This window comes from Kribbella qitaiheensis (assembly GCF_042657745.1).
GTDB classification, from domain to species: Bacteria; Actinomycetota; Actinomycetes; order Propionibacteriales; family Kribbellaceae; genus Kribbella; species Kribbella qitaiheensis.
Window position 1 is genome coordinate 210,312 of the sequence record NZ_JBHSKE010000021.1, and the last position, 19,186, is coordinate 229,497.

Consider the following 19,186-nt stretch of genomic DNA (forward strand, 5'->3'; position numbering starts at 1 on the left):
CCGGTTATCCACACCCCTCACTAGAGTGGGTCTCCTGATGAGCGACCTTTCGTTTGCCGAAGTGTCGGCGCGGCTCCAGGCCCGTTGGCCGGAGCACAAGATCTCACCCACGCTGGACCGCGTCCGGCGGCTCGTCGAGTTGCTCGGCGATCCGCAGAAGACGTACCCCGTGGTCCACCTGACCGGTACCAACGGCAAGACCTCCACGGCGCGGATGATCGACTCGCTGCTGCAGGAGGCCGGGCTGCGGACCGGGCGGTTCACCAGCCCGCACCTGGAGTCGGTCCGGGAGCGGATCACGCTCAACGGCGAGCCCATCGACGAGCAACGGTTCGTCGAGATCTACACCGAGATCGAGCCGTACGTGAACGTGGTGGACTCCGAGAACGAGCATCCGCTGTCCTTCTTCGAGGTGATGACCGGTATGGCGTTCGCGGCGTTCGCGGACGCACCCGTCGACGTCGCGGTGATCGAGGTCGGCCTCGGCGGCACCTGGGACTCCACGAACGTCGCTGACGGCACCGTCTCGGTGATCACCCCGGTCGCGGTCGACCACGCGCACATACTCGGCGGCGATCCCGTCACGATCGCGCAGGACAAGGCCGGGATCATCAAGCAGGGCGGTACGGCGGTGATCTCGCAGCAGAGCCTCGAGGTGTTCGAGGTACTGCTCCGCCGGGCGGCCGAGGTCGGTGCCCAGGTGGCGCGGGAAGGTCTGGAGTTCGGCGTCACGGCGCGCTCCGTGGCAGTCGGCGGACAACTGGTGTCGTTCAAGGGACTCGGCGGCGAGTACGAGGACGTGTTCCTCCCGCTGCATGGCGAGTACCAGGCCCACAACGCGGCGACCGCCCTCGCGGCAGTCGAGGCACTGCTCGGCTCCGGCGCGCAGACCGAGGACCGGATCACCAACGATCTGGTCCAGGCCGGATTCGCCGAGGTGACGAGCCCCGGCCGAATGGAGGTCGTGCGGACCAGCCCGACGGTGATCGTCGACGCGGCGCACAACCCGCACGGCGCCGAGGCGACCGCCGCCACCGTGACCGAGGCGTTCGCGTTTCAGCCGCTGATCGGCGTACTGGGCTGTATGAAGGACAAGGACGTGTACGGCCTCCTCGAGGCGTACGAGCCGATCATGGAGACGGTCGTCTGCACCCGGAACTCGTTCGCCGAGCGGTCGATGCCGGCCGAGGAACTGGGCGAGATCGCCGCGGAGATCTTCGGCGAGGACCGGGTACTGGTCCGGCCGAAGCTGATCGACGCGATCGACGACGCGATCCGGCTGGCCGAGGAGAACGCGCTCGCGATGGGTACCGGTGGCGTCCTGATCACCGGTTCGGTGATCACCGCGGGTGAGGCCCGCTCGCTGCTCGTCCGCAAGGACCGGTCGCAGCAGTCCCAGGAGCAGTCGGGGAACCGGCGATGAGGTCGCTCGCATCGATCGTGCTGGGCTTCGAGGCGCTCGTGCTCGCCCTCGTCACCCCGGTGATGATCTCGGTCGCCGACGTCGAACCCAGTACTGCGCTGCCGCTGTGCCTCGGGCTCGCAGTACTGGCTGTCGTCGCGGCCGGGCTGCTCGGGAACCCGGTCGGCTATGTGCTCGGCTCGATCATCCAGGTCGCGGCGGTCGGCCTCGGCTTCGTCGTACCGGTGATGTTCGCGCTCGGTCTGGCCTTCGGCACGTTCTGGGTGATGGCGATCGTGCTGGGGAAGCGGGTCGACGAGGCGAAGGCGGCGGCCCAGGCTCAATCCGCTCAGGGCGGCCCGGCGCAGCAAGAACCAAGCTGACGCGAACCGGCGCCACCTTGAGGCAGTGACGCCGACTCGCAACCCATCGCGACAGAGTCGGCAAGCCCCCCTCGCCTTCTCTGCTACCTGCTAGATGCGCCATCCGCGTGAAAAGTTGTGATCGATAGGCTCAGCGGCGAAAGGCCGCCTAGAAACCCCGGAGTTGAACAGACATGTCGCAGCGCACCCTCGTCCTGCTGAAGCCCGACACGGTACGCCGTGGCCTGGTCGGGGAGGTCCTCGGCCGCTTCGAGGAGAAGGGCCTGTCCATCGTCGCGATGGACCTGCGCACCATTGACGGCGAACAGGCCGACCAGCACTACGCCGAGCACGTCGAGCGCGACTTCTACCCGCCGCTGCGCGCCTTCGTCACCAGCGGCCCCCTGGTCGCCCTGGTCCTCGAGGGTGACGAGGCCGTCGAGGTGGTCCGCGCCCTGAACGGCGCCACCGACGGCCGCAAGGCAGCCCCCGGCACCATCCGCGGCGACTTCTCCCTCTCCAACCGCGAGAACCTCGTCCACGGCTCCGACTCCCCGGAATCCGCCTCCCGCGAAATCAAGATCTGGTTCCCGGATCTCCCCTGACCCTGTACTCCGGGGTCCGGCGACGCACCCCGGCGGGCGCGACTCGTTTGTCGCCGCTCGATCAGTACCAGGTGGTTGAGCGGGCGGCGTACGGACCGACAGGACGTACTGGGATTTCTCCGCGCCTGAACCTCGTCGGTAGGCGTGGAGGTTGGCGTCGCATGCGACCTCTTCCTGTCCTTAGGTACGGCGGTGCCGACGCAGGAGCGACGTGGGCTAGTACCGTCAGGCGGCTGATGACCCGCAACGCCAAGCAGGGCAACGGGACCCGTGGACTTCTCGGGGTCACTAGTCGGATACGATGCGTGGGCGGTCGACCTGGGTAATCCGGACTTGTCGGGCCCGTGTCGATGCGGCGGCGACAGTGGTCGCGCGCTTAGCCTGAGAACCCGGATCGAGCGGAAGGGCGCCGTCGATGGCGAACAGCATGCTCGGCCGCGATATGGCGGTCGACCTCGGAACGGCGAACACCCTGGTCTACGTGCGCGGTCGCGGCGTGGTCCTGAACGAGCCGTCCGTCGTGGCGACCCGGACGGACGAACCGCGTGAGGCGGTCGCGTTCGGGCACGAGGCCAAGAAGATGATCGGCCGTACGCCGGGCAACATCACCGCGATCCGGCCGCTCAAGGACGGCGTGATCGCCGACTTCGACGCGGCCGAGCAGATGCTGCGGTACTTCATCCAGCGGGTGCACCGCCGGCGGTACTTCGCCAAGCCCCGGATCGTCGTCTGCGTGCCGTCCGGGATCACCGCGGTCGAGCAGCGCGCGGTCCGCGACGCCGGGTACATGGCCGGCGCGCGCAAGGTCTACATCATCGAGGAGCCGATGGCCGCCGCGCTCGGCTCCAACCTCGAGGTCCGCGACGCCACCGGCAACATGGTGGTCGACATCGGCGGTGGCACCACCGAGGTCGCGGTGATCTCGTTCGGCGGCATCGTCACCAGCCAGTCGATCCGGGTGGCCGGCGACGCCATCGACAAGGCGGTCGTGAACTACTGCAAGAAGGAGTACTCGCTGATGCTCGGCGAGGCCACCTCCGAGCAGATCAAGATGACCATCGGCTCGGCCTTCCCGACCTCCGACGGCCCAGACACCGAGATCCGCGGCCGGGACATGGTGTCCGGGCTGCCGCGCACCGTGAAGGTGTCGTCGTCGAGCATCCGGCAGGCGATCGAGGAGCCGATCACCGCGATCGTCGACGCGGTCAAGGCCACCCTGGACAAGACCCCGCCCGAACTGGCCGGCGACATCGTCGACCGCGGCATCGTGCTGACCGGCGGCGGCGCGCTGCTGAAGGGCATGGACGAGCGGCTGCGGCACGAGACCGGTATCCCGATCCACGTCGCCGAGAACCCGCTGGACGCCGTCGTCCTCGGGGCCGGCAAATGCGTCGACAACATCGAGACGCTGAACCGAATCCTCGTCACCGACCGCCGCCGCTGAGACAGACGCGATGCTCACAGACCTCGGAACACCGGCCAAGGGCCTGGTCCGGTCGGCCGGTATGCCGCGGGAGATCCGCCGCCGCCGGACGATCCTGGTGCTGGTGATCCTGGCCTCCTTCACCCTGATCGTGCTGGACGCGCGGCGCTCGGCCGGTTCGCCGGTGGAGCCGCTCCGGCATGCCGCGGCGGCCGTGTTCGGTCCGCTGGAGTCGGGTGCGACCAACGCCAGGCAGCCTGTGGACAACCTCCGCGACCGGTTCGCCGAAGTGGATAGGCTCAAGGCAGAGAACGAGAAACTCCAAGCGGAGAACGAAAAACTCAACAGTGACCTGAAGACCACCGACTACGCCCGCAGCCGCGCGGCGGAGCTGGATCGGCTGCTGAAGGTCGCTCCGGCCTACACGGTGACGCCGGCGCGGGTGATCGGGTTCGGCAGCGCGCAGAGCTTCAACCACACGGTGACGATCGACGCCGGTACTGCGGACGGGGTGCGGCCGGACATGACCGTGCTCAACGGCGACGGGCTCGTCGGCCGGGTGGTGCGCACCACCGAGGCGACCGCGACCGTGCTGCTCATCGGCGACCGCAACTCGACCGTCGGCGGCCGGTTGAACTCCACGCTCGCGCTTGGGTTCGTCTCCGGCCGTGGTGAGGTGGGCTCGCACGCGACGCTGGACTACAAGTTGGTGGATCTGAAGGCGCAGCCCAAGCCGGGTGACCGGATCGTCACCTGGGGGTCGAGCGGCAACGCGCCGTACGTCCCGGGGGTGCCGATCGGTCAGATCACCTCGGTGACGCCGGTGCAGGGCGCGCTCGGCTCGACCGCGCAGGTGAAGCCGTTCGTCGACCCGAGCAGCATCGACACGGTCGGCGTTGTCACCGGTCCACCCGCCCGGGCGCCGCGCACCACGGTGACTCCGGAGAAGGGACGCTGACGTGCCCGCGCTCCGGATCGCCCTGGCCGCGCTGTTCCTGATGATCGCCGTCACCGTGCAGACCTCGGTGCTGCCGCACATCGCCGTCGCCGGGGTCACCGGCGACCTGGTGATGATCGTGGTCCTCGCGCTCGGCCTGGCAAGAGGACCCGAGTGGGGTGCGATCGCCGGGTTCGCCGGCGGCCTGATGCTCGACGTGGTGCCACCCGCGGACCACACGGCCGGCCGCTGGGCTCTCGCGCTGGCACTCTCCGGCTACGTCGCGGGCCTGATCCGGCGAGAGACCTCCGCCGGACCAGTGGGACCACTCGGCGTCGCGGTGACCGTAGTACTGGGTGCGGTGCTGTCCCTGACCGTGTACTCCGCGACCGGGTCGCTGTTGCACGATCCGGCGGTCGACTGGGGTGAGTTCGGGGTCCGGGTCGGGATCGCCGCCGGGTACGACGTGGTCGGCGCGATCGTGGTGATCCCGCTGGTGATGTGGGTGATGCGACGGGTCGTGCCGGCCCGGGAGCGGCAGCGGGTGCTGCGATGAGCTTCGACAGCTTCAACCCGGCGCCGCTGAAGCCGCGGTTGCGCCTGTTCGTGATCCAGGTGCTGGTCTTCTCGTTGATGTTCACCCTGCTGGCGCGGCTCTGGTACATGCAGGTGATGTCCTCCGAGGACTACAGCCAGGCCGCCACCGAGAACCACACCCGCGAGGTGCTCGTCCCGGCCCCACGCGGCACGATCGTCGACGCGGCCGGCCGCACCCTGGTCGGCAACCGGGTGTCGCTGGTGATCACCGTCGACCGGTCCGTGCTGGCCAAGCTGCCGGACGACCAGCAGAAGGCGGTGCTCGCCCGGCTGGCGAAGGTGCTCGGCCAGAAGCCGAAGGACCTGACCGCCCGGACCATGCTCTGCGGTGAGCCCGGGGCATCGAAGCCACCCGCCTGCTGGAACGGCACGCCGTACCAGCCGATCCCGGTGGCCAAGGACGTCAGCGAGCAGGTGGCGATCGAGGTGATGGAGCGCCGCGAGGACTTCCCGGGCGTGGCGGCGGAATCGGCCGCGCTGCGGGCCTACCCCTCACCGTACGGGGTGAACGCGGCGCACATCCTGGGCTATCTGTCGCCGATCACCACCACCGAGCTGGACGGCCTCGAGAAGGCCGGGCAGGACTCGGTGCCGCACCGTTCGGACCTCGTCGGCCGCGCCGGGGTCGAGCGCACGTACGACCAGTTGCTGCGCGGGAAGCCCGGCGTGAAGAACGTGATCGTCGACGCAGTCGGATACACCACCGGTCTGCAGAAGCAGACCGCGCCAGTGCCGGGGTCGACGCTGATGACGAGCATCGACGCACGGGTCCAGGCGTCGGTCGAAGCGCAGTTGCGCGGCGCGATCATGACGGCCCGCAAGCAGTACGACAAGATCACCAAGCGCAAGTACGTCGCCGACTCCGGCGCGGCCGTGGTGATGGACACCAAGACCGGCCAGATCGTCGCGATGGCGAGCTACCCCAGCTACGACCCGGGCGTCTGGGTCGGCGGCATCTCGCAGCGCGAACTCGACGCGCTCTACTCGGCCAAGTCCGGGACCCCGCTGGTGTCGCGGGCGTTGCAGGGCCAGCTGGCACCGGGCTCGACCTTCAAGCCGATCACCACCGCGGCCGCCATGGCCAACGGGTACAGCACGAAGACCCGGCTCGACTGCTCGTCGTTCTTCGAGGTCGGCAACCGCAGGTTCAAGAACTACGAGTCCGCCTCCTACGGGATGATCGGCTTCGACCAGGCGCTCGCGCTGTCCTGCGACACCTTCTTCTACCGGATCGCCTACAACCTGTGGCTCAAGGAGGGCGGCAACTCCGGCGACATCAACGCGGTGGACCCGCTGGTCGAGATGGCGAAGAAGTTCGGCCTCGGCAAGCCGACCGGGATCGACCTGCCCGGCGAGGTGTCTGGCCGGATCGCCGACCGCAAGTGGAAGAAGGAGTACTACGACGCGCAGAAGGACTACTACTGCAAGCTCGCGGAGAACCCGCCCTCCGGGACGTCGGCGTTCCTGAAGCAGTTCTCCCGCGAGTTCTGCGTGGACGGCTACCGCTACCGCGCGGGTGACGCCGTGAACTTCGCCATCGGCCAGGGCGACACAACGCTCACACCGTTGCAGCTGGCCACGGTCTACTCGGCGCTCTCGAACGGCGGCACCCTCTGGCAGCCGCACGTGGCGAAGGCGGTGATCGGCCCGAACGGCAAGGCGCGCCCCGTCCCGAGCAAGGTCGCGTCCCGCCTCCCTGTGCCCGCCTCGACGCTGCGCTACATCGACAAGGCGCTGAAGGAGACCACCCGCACCGGTACGGCGGCCTGGAAGTTCACCGGGTTCCCCCTGGACCAGATCCCGATCCGCGCCAAGACCGGTACGGCCGAGGTCTACGGCAAGCAGACCACCTCGTGGCTCGCGTCGTACTCGGATCGCTATGCCGTGGTGATGATGATCAGCCAGGCCGGCACTGGGTCCGGCGCCTCCGGCGACGCGGTACGGAAGATCTACGAGACGCTCTACAACATCAAGCCCGCTCCGCCCGCGAAGCAGCCGGCGCAATGAGCCTGCTGACGCCGATCCGTCAGGCGCGACCCCGAGCCGATCGGCGCTCCGCCCTCTGGCACGCCGACTGGGTGCTCGTGATCGGCGTGCTCGCGCTGTCAGCGATCGGGTCGCTGCTGATCTGGTCCGCGACCTACCGGCGCACCTCACTCACCGACGGCAACGAGTACGAGTTCCTGGTCCGGCACGCGCTGAACTTCGTGATCGGCCTGGTGCTCGCGATCGGTGCCGCCCTCACCGACCACCGCCGCGTCCGCATCCTCGCGCCCGTCCTGTACGCCGCGTCGGTGCTCGGGCTGATCCTCGTGCTGGTGCCCGGGGTCGGCGCGGTGATCAACGGGTCGCGCTCGTGGATCCAGCTGCCGTGGATGTCGGTCCAGCCGAGCGAGTTCGCCAAGCTCGCGGTGATCGTCGGGATGGCGCTGCTGATCGCGGAGAAGGGCGAGACGAACCACCGCGAGAACGCCCGCACGATCGACATCGCCCAGGCGATCGCGGTCGCCGCGGTACCGGTGCTGCTGGTGATGCTGCAGCCCGACCTCGGCACGGTGATGGTGCTCGGCTCGATCATGTTTGGCATCGTCGCGGTCTCCGGCGTACCGAAGCGGTGGATGCTCGGCATCGTCACCGCGGCGACACTGATCGGCGCACTGGCGATCCAGCTGAACGTGCTGAAGGAGTACCAGCTCGCCCGGTTCACCGCGTTCGCGGACCCGTCGCAGGACCCGCAGGGCATCGGCTACAACGTGAACCAGGCGCGGATCGCGATCGGCAACGGCGGGGTCTTCGGGCAGGGGCTGTTCCACGGGTCGCAGACGCAGAACGCGTTCGTGCCCGAGCAGCACACCGACTTCGTCTTCACCGTGGCCGGTGAGGAGCTAGGGCTGATCGGCGCCGGCGCGATCATCTTCCTGTTCGCGCTGATCCTGTGGCGCGGGCTGCGGATCGCGGTGAACGCGAGGGACGCGTTCGGCCGGCTGGTGGCCACCGGAGTGGTCTGCTGGTTCGCCTTCCAGGCCTTCGAGAACATCGGCATGACGCTCGGGATCATGCCCGTCACCGGTCTTCCGCTGCCGTTCGTCTCCTACGGCGGATCGTCGATGTTCGCCGGGCTGCTGGCGGTCGGGCTGCTGCAGAACATCCACCTTCGATCCCACCAGGTGTGAGTCGGGTACTCTTCAGCCTTCCCTAGGCCCTCGACGGTTCTGGATGGGTTATGAAGCTCGCGCCGTTCCCGCTCGCCGTTGCCGCAGCTCTCACGTTCACGCTCGCCGCCTGTGGCGAGGACCAACCCAGCGGAGCGGTTTCACCGTCCGCCTCGACCCCCACGGCTCCGGTCAGTACTCCGGCCGAGCCGACGCCCTCAGAGACCCCGACCGAGGTCGGCCCGACCCAGCGGACGAAGTCCGAGCTGACCAAGGCTCTGCTCGAGCTGAAGGATCTGCCGAGCGGGTTCTCGCTGGAGCCGGAGGACTCCGACGACGAGAGCGCGGGCACCTTCTCGTCGCCGACCAGCAAGTGCAAGACGCTGGTGAAGTACCTGAACTCCGAGAAGGCGCCCGGCTCCAAGACGAGCGCGGCGCGGTCCTTCTCGGGCAGCCAGGAGGGTCCGTACATCGACTTCGGCATCGACTCCATGGTCACCACCAAGGCGGTCCGGAAGCTGCAGACCTCATACAAGGAAGCTGTCGAGTCCTGCAAGAAGGTGACCATGCGCGTCCCCGGTCAGGGCTCGTCGCCGATGGAGGTCGTGGAGATCCCGGCTCCGGAGTTCGGTGAGGAACCGTTCGCCTTCAAGCTGACCGGGACCGCCGGGCCGCTCGAGGGCCGCGAGTTCACCGCCGCCACCACGGGCATCGGCGACGTCATCCTCTCCGTCTCGATCCTGGCCGGCCAGGAAGGCGAGCTCGACGGCGCCACCGAGGCCGCCGTGGAAAAGGCCCGCACCGTCCTCGCCGATAGCTAGCGCTCCAGTGGCATCACGGTGGTTCGGCGGTGGTGTTCGAAGACGACTGAGCTGCGGATGTCGCCGATCTCCTGGCGTTTGGCCAGGTCGAGGACGAGGTCCCGGAGGGCCTGGGTGTCCTTGACGGCGACGTGGGCGAGGAAGTCGGAGGCGCCGGAGACCATGAAGAGTTCGAGGGTCTGGGGCAGCTTGTTCACGTAGTCCTGGAACGCGGTCGCGACGGCCATCGCCTGCGGGCGGAGCTTGATCGAGATGATCGCCTGGGTGGACCGCTCGATCGCCTGCAGGTCGACCTCGGCGTGGTACCCGGTGATCACGCCACGGTCCTTGAGGCCGCGGATCCGCTCCAGGCAGGTCGACGGCGCGATGCCCAGCTCGGCGGCCATGTCGCGGTTGGTGCGGCGCGCGTCGTTCTGCAGCAGCCGCAGGAGCGCCGTATCAAGTTCGTCCATGACGATCAGTTTGGCAGCTCTGCCGAACATCGTTCGGTCGTCGGTATGGATTGGTGTGCAGGCGGCTACCTTGGCCGACATGTTGGCGAACAAGCTGGTGGTGGTGATCGACGCGGACGCGCCGGTGGGGGTGGCGTTGAACGCGGCTGCTCTGCTCGGGGTCGGGCTGGGATCCGATGTCGCAGAGCTGGTCGGCGAGGACTCGACGGACGGCTCCGGTGGGGATCATCCGGGCATCTGCGTACATCCGATCCCGGTGTTGAAGGCTGATGCGGGGCGGTTGCGGGAACTGCGAGAGGCGGCTGCTGCGCGGGACGGGGTCGCGGTGCACGACATCAACCAGGTGGCGCGGACGTCGCGAACCTACGAGCAGTACCTCGCGACGATGAGTGGCACCAAGGAAGAAGACCTCGAGTACACCGGCCTCGCCATCTATGGCCCTCGCTCCGCCGTCGACTCCCTGACCGGAGCCCTCGCCCTATACGGATAGCGCGTGGTTCGCCCGCTGGCACCTTGTAAGACGACAGTCGGCGAACAGCCCGTCAGCCGAGCCCCGAGCCTGGGGATCGGCCGGGCTAGATCGTCAGGGTGATGTGGCCGACCGGCTTGCCGCCGCCGAGGACTGGCAGCGTGCGGAGTTCGTCCGCCGCAGACACGTCGTACCCGCACTTCTCGAGCAGGGTGAGGCCGAGCGCCGTGGTGGCTCGCGGGTTGCCGTCGATGACCTTGACGGCAACGGCATGGCCATCCGGAGTCGCCATCCCGATCACCCCTTCGGCACCGCCCTTCGCGATCACGCCAGGCAGCAGGCGCATCACCTCGGTGTTCTGGTGTCCCTTGCCACCCACGAGTTCCGGGTACCGGCGCATCGCCTCAGCCACGCGGTTGTCCGCAGTACCGGCGTCTGCCGTAGCGAGACGGCTGAAGGCGAGCGCCAGCCCACGCAACGGCATCCCCAGGAGGGGAGCGCCGCAGCCGTCGACCGTCACGATGCCAGTGGACGAGTGGGTCAGCCGCTCGATCTCGGCCGCGATCACTCGCTGCACAGGAGACGTCGGGTCAAGGTAGTCCGCCGGATCGTCGCCGTGGGCAACCATCGCCTTCAGCATCGCGGCGTGCTTGCCTGAGCAATTCATCCGGACCTTCTCCGGCTCGATGCCCTCAGCAATCGACCGGAACAGGGTGGGTTCGTCCTGAGGCCGATCGGGCGGGCACCCCAACGCCTCGCGATCAAGCCCCGCAGCCTTCAACATCCCATCGACCAGGGCGACATGCCGATCCTCGCCGGTGTGACTCCCGGCCGCGATCGCCGTCTCCTCATCACTGAGCTCAGCACCCGCGACGATGCACCCCACGGCCTGCAAGGGCTTGGCGGTCGACCGCGGCAACACCACCGCCTCGACATCTCCGGCCGCGAACACCACCTCACCGCCCGGATCCACCGCCACCGCCACCCCGAAGTGCCTGCTCTCCACAAACCCACTCCGCACAACCGTCGCCAACTCCACGACCCGATCCATCCCCGGCACACCCACAACCACAGCCACACCCACTCCTCCACACTCAGCCGCCGCCGCAGGCTATCAACCGAATCCTGCGGAAGACCGGAACGGCGAATCGGGCCGGGGCCGCCGCGTTTGCGGAGCGGGTCGACGGCCTCGGTGGTGAGGGTTCAAGTGGATGGGTGGTGGTGCCGAACGTCAGGGTTCCGGCCCTGAACCGCTCAGATCTCCGTAGGGTGGGCTCATGCGACTCCATCACGAGATCACCGGTCCCGAGGACGCGCCTGTGGTTCTGCTCGGCTCTTCGCTGGGGACGACGCACGCGATGTGGGCTCCGCAGTTGGACGTGCTGGCGGAGCGGTTCCGGGTGGTCGCGTTCGATCACCGCGGCCACGGTGAATCCGAGGCGCCCCCGGGCCCTACTCGATCGAGGACCTCGGCGGAGATGTCGTAGACCTGTTGAACGAGCTGCTCGTGGAGAAGGCGTCGTACGTCGGGATCTCGCTGGGAGGGGCGGTCGGGCTATGGCTCGCGGAGAACGCCCCGGACCGGTTCCACCGGTTCGCGCTGTTCTGCCCGCCGGCGTACCCGGCAGCGGGCCAGCAGATGTGGATCGACCGGGCCGCCCAGGTCCGCGCCGAGGGCATCCAGGCGATCGTTGAGCCCACCCTGGCCCGCTGGTTCCTCCCGGAGTACGTCGAAGCCCACCCCGCCGAGGTGGAGACGATCCGCCAGCAACTGCTGAACACCTCGGACGAGGGTTATGCGGCCTGCTGCGAGGCGCTCGGTTCGATGGATCTGCGCGACAAGCTGGCCGACATCACCGCGCCCGTCCTGCTCGCCACCGCGGACTCCGACACCTCCGTCCCGCCGGAAACCGTCATCCCACTGGCCGCCCAGATCCCCTGCGCCCACCTGGAAGTCCTCGATCACGCCGCCCACCTGGTCACCTACACCCACCCCGACCGCACCGGCCCCCTCCTCCTCACCCACCTCACTTGAGTCGCTGGCGCCAGCTCCGAGCCTGCAGGTCAGCACGCACCTTCCGCTGAACAGGCTGTCGGTCGGGCCCCCTAGGCTCTCCACCACCTAACGAATGGAGACCAGGGTGGGGCGCTGGGCGACATACATCGTGGGGAGCGAGCGGGAGGATCCGCCTGCTGCCTACTACCGGTACGGCGGAACCGCGGCCGGGTGGTCCTGGTGGGAACTTCCCATCTCCCGGGGCGAGCCCTGGGACCCAGGGCTCGGCTACACCTTGGTCACTCACGTTTACGACAGTGACGCAGCGGTCATCCACGGCCTCCACGACGGCGAACCCCAGTGGCAGTGGACCTTCGGTGAATCGATCGCGGCGTTCTACCAGGGCCGCGAGGTCGATGACTCGGAGCTGGAAGACACCCTGCCGGCCCGCGCGAACGAAGTTTCCCGGCAGATCGCCGCCTGGGCAGCCGGCGCGGAGCTTCCTGAGGTGGACGAGGCGGCAGTGGCCGACCAGTTGCAGAACGGTCATGTCTTCGCCGAGACCGGCTTCGCGGAGCTCCTCGAAAGCCTGCGGATCGTGGTCGACGACAGTACGGTCGAAGGCCGCGAACTGGTGCCCGAAATCGTCGAACCCGACGCCTCGGACGAGGTCGAGAAGACGGACACCGGGCCCACCATGGAGGGGGTTCTGGCGGCGGCCATTGACCACGGTTCGGCCGGCTGGCGCGAGCTGGTCGCGACCAATTGGTTGCACACCTTCGGTGAGCCACCCGCGATAGTTGCCATCAACGGGTCGGCGGCAGTCGCCTTCGATCCGCCGATCTCGCTGAGCAGCTACGGTCGCGAGAGCCGGCGCGACTGGGTCTCGGAGCTGCTGGGCGTGACCGGCGAGTGGCAGGTGGTACCGCCGGAGCATGCTGGCGGTCTGCTCGACGCGGTGGCCTGGGCTCGCGAGCACGTCGGAGTACAGGGCCGGCCGGCCGACGAGGCTCGCTTGCCGCTGAACGTCGAGCTCCCGTTGGACTATCCCGACGGCGTGGAGGCGCCGGGCCGGTATCCGGACATCAGCTGGAACGAGTGGTGGCGGTACTCGATCGCCGATCCGTACCACGCCGGCTTCGAGCTCGCGATGGGTACGGAGCTTCTGGATCGCGTGGATGAGGTCGCCGACTGGCTGGACTACGCCCGCTCCCTGCTGCTGACGCCGCTCACCGAGAAGTACGCCGAGGCCGGGGGCAAGGTGCCTTCCGGCGAGCGGGACGTACCGCCGTACGGACTCTCCGTGACGGTGTCGTACAAGTCGGTACGCGGCCGCTACGGAGGCACCGGAGGAGATGACAAAGGGTGGCGCCGGGCGCTCAAGCGGCTCCGGGCCGGTGAGCTGACCTCCGTGAGCATCGGTGCCGGGGTAGCGGACGGCAGGGGAAACCAGCGAGACATCCAGCCTTGGGGCGGGCTGTCCATCGGCGCCCAGCTCGCGGCCGACCGTGAGTTCTACAGCCTGCCCGCTCACCTGACTGTGCAGATCTCGGAGCCGATGCGCGCGCTGGTCGCCAAACCGTTCGTCGAGGACCTGATCACCCGAGCCGCGAGCACGCTGCCGGTGGTCGGCGGGTGGGTGGACGTCGCGCGTGACCTGTCCATGGGTGACGGTCGGTCGCGGTACGAGCAGTTCGTCTCGCTGCGCTCCGATGTGCGGCGCGACCCGCGCAGTTGTGTACGCGGGCCGGCCTGGCGGATCCTGCTCGGACCGGGGCACCTTGAGTCGGTCGGCGGCCGGGAGGCGTTGGAAGCCAGTGGGCTGTTCACCGAATTCCGGGAGATCGATACGCCCGATGGTCCGCTCCTCATGGTGCAGTGTGGCGAGCAGCCGGTGAACTGTACGGCCGAGCAGCGAGCGGAGATGGTGCGAGTCCTGGCGCCGCTGCTGCCGGAGTGGCCCCATCGATGACGAGACCACGGCAGAACGCGGTTAGGCTGGTAGGCGCTCTGACCTCTGACTGGAAGTTCTGTGATGACTGTTGAATCTCTGTTTCCGCGCCTGGAACCGCTGCTGCCGGGTGTGCAGAAGCCGATCCAGTACGTCGGCGGTGAGCTCAACTCGGTCAGCAAGGACTGGGACTCCGTGAGCGTCCGCTGGGCGCTGATGTACCCGGACGCGTATGAGGTCGGCCTGCCGAACCAAGGCGTCCAGATCCTGTACGAGGTGCTGAACGAGCGCGAGCACACCCTCGCGGAGCGGACCTACTCGGTGTGGCCGGACATGGAGCAGGTGATGCGGGACAACAAGATCCCGCAGTTCACGCTCGACAGCCACCGCCCGGTGCGGGCGTTCGACGTGTTCGGGCTGTCGTTCTCCACCGAGCTCGGCTACACGAACATGCTGACCGCGCTCGACCTGGCCGGTATCCCGCTGTACGCCGTGGACCGGGGCGACGAGGACCCGATCGTGCTGGCGGGTGGTCACGCCGCGTTCAACCCCGAGCCGATCGCCGACTTCATCGATGCCGCGGTGCTCGGTGACGGCGAGGAGATCGTGCTCGCCATCTCCGACGTGATCCGGGAGTGGAAGGACGAAGGCAGCCCGGGCGGCCGCGACGAGGTCCTGATGCGGCTGGCCGCGTCCGGTGGCGTCTACATCCCCAAGTTCTTCAGCGTCGACTACCTCGACGACGGCCGGATCAAGCGGATCGCGCCGAACAAGCCCGGCGTGCCGTGGCGGACCGCCAAGCACACGGTGATGGACCTGGACGCCTGGCCGTACCCGAAGAAGCCGCTGGTCCCGCTGGCCGAGACCGTGCACGAGCGGTACTCCGTGGAGATCTTCCGCGGCTGTACGCGGGGTTGCCGGTTCTGCCAGGCCGGGATGATCACCCGCCCGGTGCGGGAGCGCAGTATCACCACCATCGGCGACATGGTCGAGAACGGCCTGAAGCAGTCCGGTTTCGAGGAGGTCGGCCTGCTCAGCCTGAGCTCGGCCGACCACAGTGAGATCGCCGAGGTCGCCAAGGGCCTCGGCGACCGGTACGAGGGCAGCAACGTCTCGCTCTCGTTGCCCTCGACAAGGGTCGACGCGTTCAACATCACGCTGGCCAACGAGTTCTCCCGCAACGGCCGGCGCAGCGGTCTGACGTTTGCCCCCGAGGGCGGCTCGGACCGGATGCGCAAGGTGATCAACAAGATGGTCAGCGAGGAGGACCTGATCCGCACGGTCGCGGCAGCGTACAGCCACGGCTGGCGACAGGTGAAGCTGTACTTCATGTGCGGCCTGCCGACCGAGACCGACGAGGACGTGCTCGCGATCGCCGACCTGGCCAAGCGGGTGATCGCCACCGGCCGGGAGCTGTCCGGCCGCAACGACATCCGCTGCACCGTGTCGATCGGCGGATTCGTGCCGAAGCCGCACACGCCGTTCCAGTGGGCGTCGCAGCTCGGCGTCGAGGAGACCGACGCGCGGCTGGCCAAGCTGAACGCCGCGATCCGCTCGGACAAGAAGTACGCCAAGGCGATCGGTTACCGGTACCACGACGGCAAGCCCGGCATCATCGAGGGCCTGCTGTCCCGCGGCGACCGCCGGGTCGGCCGGATCATCGAGCAGGTCTGGCGCGACGGCGGCCGGTTCGATGGCTGGAGCGAGCACTTCTCCTACGAGCGTTGGATCGAGGCGACCGCGAAGGCGCTCGCCGACGAGCCGGTGGATCTCGCCTGGTACACCACCCGCGAGCGCGAGTACGCCGAGGTGCTGCCCTGGGATCACCTGGACTCCGGGCTGGACCGCGACTGGCTCTGGGAGGACTGGCAGGACTCCCTCGAGGAGGACGGCGCGATCGAGGTCGAGGACTGCCGCTGGACCCCGTGCTTCGACTGCGGCGTCTGTCCGCAGATGGGCACCGAGATCCAGGTCGGCCCCACCGGCAAGAAGCTCCTCCCGCTCTCCGTCCTCTGAGAAAGAGGAATCAGGCCTTCGCGGAGACCACCAGCAAGGCCTCGCTGAGCGGTACTTCGTCAGCGAGGCCGAGCACCAGGTCGGCATGCCCGACAGCCTCGGCCGGCACGAACGGGTTCGGAATCGCGATCGTCACCATGCCAGCCGCGGCGGCCGCAGCGACCCCGTGCGCGGTGTCCTCGATCGCCACGGCTGACATGCCGTCCAGCCCGAGCCGCTTCAGCGCCAGCAGGTAGATCTCCGGATCCGGCTTGTGCATGGACACCTCATCGCCGGTCACGATCAGGTCGAACAGTCCGACAGCTCCCACCCGCGCGAGATGCCCAACCACCCACGGCCGCGCCGAGCTGCTCGCGATGGCGATGTGCAGCCCGAGTTCGCGTGCCTCCCGCAACCAATCGCGGATCCCCGGCCTGAAGTCCAGCGTCCGGTGCAGCTCATCCCGGTGAGCGAGCCGCCGCGCCTGGCTCTTCTCGCGGTCGTACCCCGGCCCCACCGCGGCGGCCAGCTTCTCGTAGTGCATCTCCAAGGTGTCCCCGCCGTGCCCCGGGAAGAACCCGTCCTCGACATCGAGTTCCAGCCCGTGCCACTGCCACTCGGCCCGCCAGCTCTCCACCAGCGTGGTCTCGGTGTCCATCAGCAGCCCGTCGAAGTCGAACACCACCGCCTCGATCGGCACCTCCACCAGCCGCGTCGCCAGCCGGTGGATCTCCCCAGCGGTCAACCCACACGCAGCCAGGTAAGCCCGAACTCCGCCGTACTGCGAGTCGACGTGCTCCAGCGAGTCCAGGATGGTCTCGGGCAAAGTCCTCGCAAGTACTGCGGCCGCCGCTCGCTCCTCCTCGGTGCCAGGGTGATTCTCCAACGCAGCAAGGACTCCGAGCCGCTCTTCGCTCATCGCGTAGTCGGCCGCGATCACCTCACGAGGTACTCCGACCAGCTCCAGCAGCAAGGCGATCAGCAGCCCGGTCCGGTCCTTGCCGGCGCGGCAATGCACCACAACCGGGGCATCAGCCGGAGCATCCGCGACAGCACGAAGCGCGCGAACGATCTGGCCCTGGTTCCGTTCCAGGCTGCCGCGGTAGATATCGGCCATCAGCCGCTCGTCGGCGCGCACTCGCTCGGTCTCGCGAGCCGTGTCGATCCACGGGATCCGCCGGTACGCCGAGTCGCCGTCGAGCGGGTGGGGTTCTTCGATCTCCCAGTCCGAGCGCAGGTCCAGGACCAGCCCGGCTTCAACGGCAAAGAAGGCCACCCGGCCGTCGGGATCGAGTTGGTGCAGGGAGTCCGTCCGGATCACCGCCCCCGCGCGCGTCGTCGCGCCGTACCGGGTCGGCAGTCCACCGAGATCGCGGGTGTTCAGGCAGCCACTCCAGTCAAGGTGCGTCACCAGCGTTAGCTTATGACACCTCCAAGAGACTCGAAGTCGTGCCAAGCGCCGTCATAGGCCCTGTGGTGCAACGCGGCATCAGCACCGGCGACGAAGACGTCGAGCTGCCCCGGACCCCACGACACCACTGGTCCCGCGGGCCTGGGCCGAACGGCTTCTACGCCGCCGAGCCAGCCGACGAGCGCCGCCGCGTTCATCCGCAGGATCTCCGATGCGAGCGACCAGTCGAGGAAGTTCAGCGTGTCCGAGGCCGAGTGGATGTGGCCGTTCGCGCTGTCCGCTCCCTCGATCGACAGGACCGCCGGAACGCCGGCGTTGATGAACGGCACGTGGTCGCTGGCGAACGGGTTCAGCGAGGTCTCCACCTTGAGCGCCGTGTAGCTCGACGCCGCGGCCGCGAGGTCGGCGATCTGGCCGGACGAGACGGTCGCGCCTTCGAGCAGCACGGTCGGCGTCGCAGTGTTCTTGCTCGCGATCATGTCCATGTTGAGCACCGCGCGGACCCGCGCCCGCTCGGCAGCCGGCAGCGCGGCGACGTACTGCTTGCTGCCGTGCAGGCCTTCCTCCTCACCACCGAAGAGGATCAGCCGTACGTCGTGCTGCCAGGCCCGGGTGGCGATCAGCCGCCCGAGTTCCAGTACTCCGGCCGAACCGCTCCCATTGTCGTCGGCGCCCGGTGCACTCGCGCCCGGACCGCCTGCGAGGTTGATTGAGTCGAGGTGCGCGGTGATGACCACGAGTCCGCGCGGACCGGGTGCGGTGCCGGGTCGGTCGCCGATCAGATTCTCCGAGTGCCCCGCGCCGACCGTGATCGGCGTCCGGGTCACGGTGTAGCCGAGGGCAACCATCCGCGCGGCGGCGAAGTCCACGGCGGCGGTGAACGAGGCGCTCAGCGAATGCCTCGTCGGGAGACTCGCCAGCCAGGTCAGGTCCGCCTCGTACGACGTCGGCGACAACGCGCTGAGCAGCTGCGCCACCGAAGGATCCACCCGCGCGGGCGGCATGACCGGTACGTCGACCACCAGGCCCGGGCGGAGCGGTTCGACCCGCCAGCAGTGGTTCGACCGGCGCTTGGGTTTGTCGGCGGCCGAGATCACCAGGTGGCGGCCGTGGTCCAGCAGCGGGGTGACGTCGGGGTGTTCGTCCTGGAAGGTGCGGCCGACCTGCGTCACGAGCAACAGGCCGGGCGCGGTCCGGGAAGCTCGGCCGAGGTGATCCGCGGCCGGACACCAGAGGATCGTCTTGTCGCCGACCCTGGCCGACTTCGCCTCGTCGGCGGCTTCGGCGGTCGGCACGACGAGGTACCGAACGGGTTTGCTGGTGCTCATCTCACTCCTGCCAAGCGATTTCGAGCCGATCGGGTGTGGCCGCCACGACCCGGCCCGTCCGGCCTGAGGCGCGGCTGACGGTGCCGGTCGGTTGCCACCGGCCTGGCTGTGCGGCCTCGGGTGCGTCGCCGCGACCGAGCAGCCATTCGACGAAGGTGCCGTCCGGGCGGAACTCCACCCCCCGCCGGCCGCGAGCCGGCGGGAAGGCGAAGTCCTCGCGGCGGTAGACGCTCACACCGTCGTGGTCCTCTTCCGAGGAATGCGTCCACCGCCCGGCCAGCGAGG

At 68.5% G+C, this 19,186-nt stretch carries 17 protein-coding genes and 1 pseudogene; 13 read left to right on the forward strand and 5 right to left on the reverse strand.

The window, feature by feature from the left end; all coding sequences use genetic code 11:
* Positions 1-37: 37 nt before the first annotated feature.
* The 9 genes from ACFPJ1_RS17985 (at position 38) to ACFPJ1_RS18025 (ending at position 9,299) form a co-directional block, all read left to right on the forward strand.
* Positions 38-1,423, forward strand: coding sequence for a bifunctional folylpolyglutamate synthase/dihydrofolate synthase (locus ACFPJ1_RS17985; RefSeq protein ID WP_380105206.1), 1,386 nt, complete (start codon positions 38-40; stop codon positions 1,421-1,423).
* The gene (locus tag ACFPJ1_RS17990) at positions 1,420-1,785 is read left to right on the forward strand and encodes a DUF4233 domain-containing protein (protein WP_380105208.1); all 366 of its coding nucleotides are present in this window, start codon (positions 1,420-1,422) and stop codon (positions 1,783-1,785) included. The genes ACFPJ1_RS17985 and ACFPJ1_RS17990 overlap by 4 nt, the downstream gene beginning before the upstream one ends.
* Positions 1,786-1,958: 173 nt before the next feature.
* The gene (gene ndk, locus ACFPJ1_RS17995) at positions 1,959-2,369 is read left to right on the forward strand and encodes a nucleoside-diphosphate kinase (RefSeq protein WP_380105209.1); all 411 of its coding nucleotides are present in this window, start codon (positions 1,959-1,961) and stop codon (positions 2,367-2,369) included.
* A 415-nt stretch (positions 2,370-2,784) separates the two neighbouring features.
* Entirely contained in the window at positions 2,785-3,813 is a 1,029-nt protein-coding gene (mreB, locus tag ACFPJ1_RS18000; protein WP_380105210.1) for a rod shape-determining protein, read from the forward strand.
* A gap of 10 nt (positions 3,814-3,823) precedes the next feature.
* Entirely contained in the window at positions 3,824-4,750 is a 927-nt protein-coding gene (mreC, locus tag ACFPJ1_RS18005) for a rod shape-determining protein MreC (RefSeq protein WP_380105212.1), read from the forward strand.
* Between the two features lies 1 nt (position 4,751).
* On the forward strand, positions 4,752-5,285 hold the full coding sequence (gene mreD, locus ACFPJ1_RS18010) for a rod shape-determining protein MreD (protein WP_380105214.1): 534 nt from the start codon (positions 4,752-4,754) through the stop codon (positions 5,283-5,285).
* Positions 5,282-7,333 carry a penicillin-binding protein 2 gene (mrdA, locus tag ACFPJ1_RS18015; RefSeq protein ID WP_380105216.1) on the forward strand — a complete coding sequence of 684 codons (2,052 nt, stop codon included), beginning with the start codon at positions 5,282-5,284 and terminating at the stop codon, positions 7,331-7,333. The genes mreD and mrdA overlap by 4 nt, the downstream gene beginning before the upstream one ends.
* Positions 7,330-8,499: a rod shape-determining protein RodA gene (rodA, locus tag ACFPJ1_RS18020; protein WP_380105218.1), complete on the forward strand. Its 1,170-nt coding sequence runs from the start codon at positions 7,330-7,332 to the stop codon at positions 8,497-8,499. Before mrdA ends, rodA begins: the two co-directional genes overlap by 4 nt.
* Positions 8,500-8,549: 50 nt before the next feature.
* Positions 8,550-9,299 carry a hypothetical protein gene (locus tag ACFPJ1_RS18025; RefSeq protein ID WP_380105220.1) on the forward strand — a complete coding sequence of 250 codons (750 nt, stop codon included), beginning with the start codon at positions 8,550-8,552 and terminating at the stop codon, positions 9,297-9,299.
* Here ACFPJ1_RS18025 and ACFPJ1_RS18030 read toward each other — a convergent pair.
* On the reverse strand, positions 9,296-9,751 hold the full coding sequence (locus tag ACFPJ1_RS18030; RefSeq protein ID WP_380105222.1) for an Lrp/AsnC family transcriptional regulator: 456 nt from the start codon (positions 9,749-9,751) through the stop codon (positions 9,296-9,298). The genes ACFPJ1_RS18025 and ACFPJ1_RS18030 overlap by 4 nt on opposite strands.
* A gap of 79 nt (positions 9,752-9,830) precedes the next feature.
* On the opposite strand from ACFPJ1_RS18030, the gene ACFPJ1_RS18035 reads away from it, so the two are divergent.
* Positions 9,831-10,241: a DUF2000 domain-containing protein gene (locus tag ACFPJ1_RS18035; protein WP_380105223.1), complete on the forward strand. Its 411-nt coding sequence runs from the start codon at positions 9,831-9,833 to the stop codon at positions 10,239-10,241.
* Positions 10,242-10,326: 85 nt separating this feature from the next.
* Here the strand turns inward: ACFPJ1_RS18035 and ACFPJ1_RS18040 are convergent, their stop codons facing one another.
* Positions 10,327-11,298: an asparaginase gene (locus tag ACFPJ1_RS18040; RefSeq protein ID WP_380105225.1), complete on the reverse strand. Its 972-nt coding sequence runs from the start codon at positions 11,296-11,298 to the stop codon at positions 10,327-10,329.
* 280 nt (positions 11,299-11,578) lie between these two features.
* Here ACFPJ1_RS18040 and ACFPJ1_RS18045 point away from each other — a divergent pair.
* From ACFPJ1_RS18045 to ACFPJ1_RS18055, 3 genes and pseudogenes are all read left to right on the forward strand, one after another.
* Positions 11,579-12,255: pseudogene (locus tag ACFPJ1_RS18045) on the forward strand (alpha/beta fold hydrolase).
* A gap of 94 nt (positions 12,256-12,349) precedes the next feature.
* Positions 12,350-14,188 (forward strand): hypothetical protein, encoded by a 1,839-nt coding sequence (locus ACFPJ1_RS18050; RefSeq protein ID WP_380105227.1) that lies wholly within the window; start codon positions 12,350-12,352, stop codon positions 14,186-14,188.
* Positions 14,189-14,251: 63 nt separating this feature from the next.
* Entirely contained in the window at positions 14,252-16,183 is a 1,932-nt protein-coding gene (locus ACFPJ1_RS18055; RefSeq protein ID WP_380105229.1) for a TIGR03960 family B12-binding radical SAM protein, read from the forward strand.
* 10 nt (positions 16,184-16,193) lie between these two features.
* Here the strand turns inward: ACFPJ1_RS18055 and ACFPJ1_RS18060 are convergent, their stop codons facing one another.
* From ACFPJ1_RS18060 to ACFPJ1_RS18070, 3 genes are read right to left on the reverse strand one after another with little or no spacing between them, the layout of a single operon-like run.
* Positions 16,194-17,573: an HAD-IA family hydrolase gene (locus ACFPJ1_RS18060; RefSeq protein ID WP_380105231.1), complete on the reverse strand. Its 1,380-nt coding sequence runs from the start codon at positions 17,571-17,573 to the stop codon at positions 16,194-16,196.
* Between the two features lie 5 nt (positions 17,574-17,578).
* Positions 17,579-18,901: a M28 family metallopeptidase gene (locus tag ACFPJ1_RS18065; protein WP_380105232.1), complete on the reverse strand. Its 1,323-nt coding sequence runs from the start codon at positions 18,899-18,901 to the stop codon at positions 17,579-17,581.
* Between the two features lies 1 nt (position 18,902).
* A complete protein-coding gene (locus tag ACFPJ1_RS18070; protein WP_380105233.1) occupies positions 18,903-19,136 on the reverse strand; it encodes a hypothetical protein in 234 nt (77 codons plus the stop codon).
* Positions 19,137-19,186: the final 50 nt, after the last annotated feature.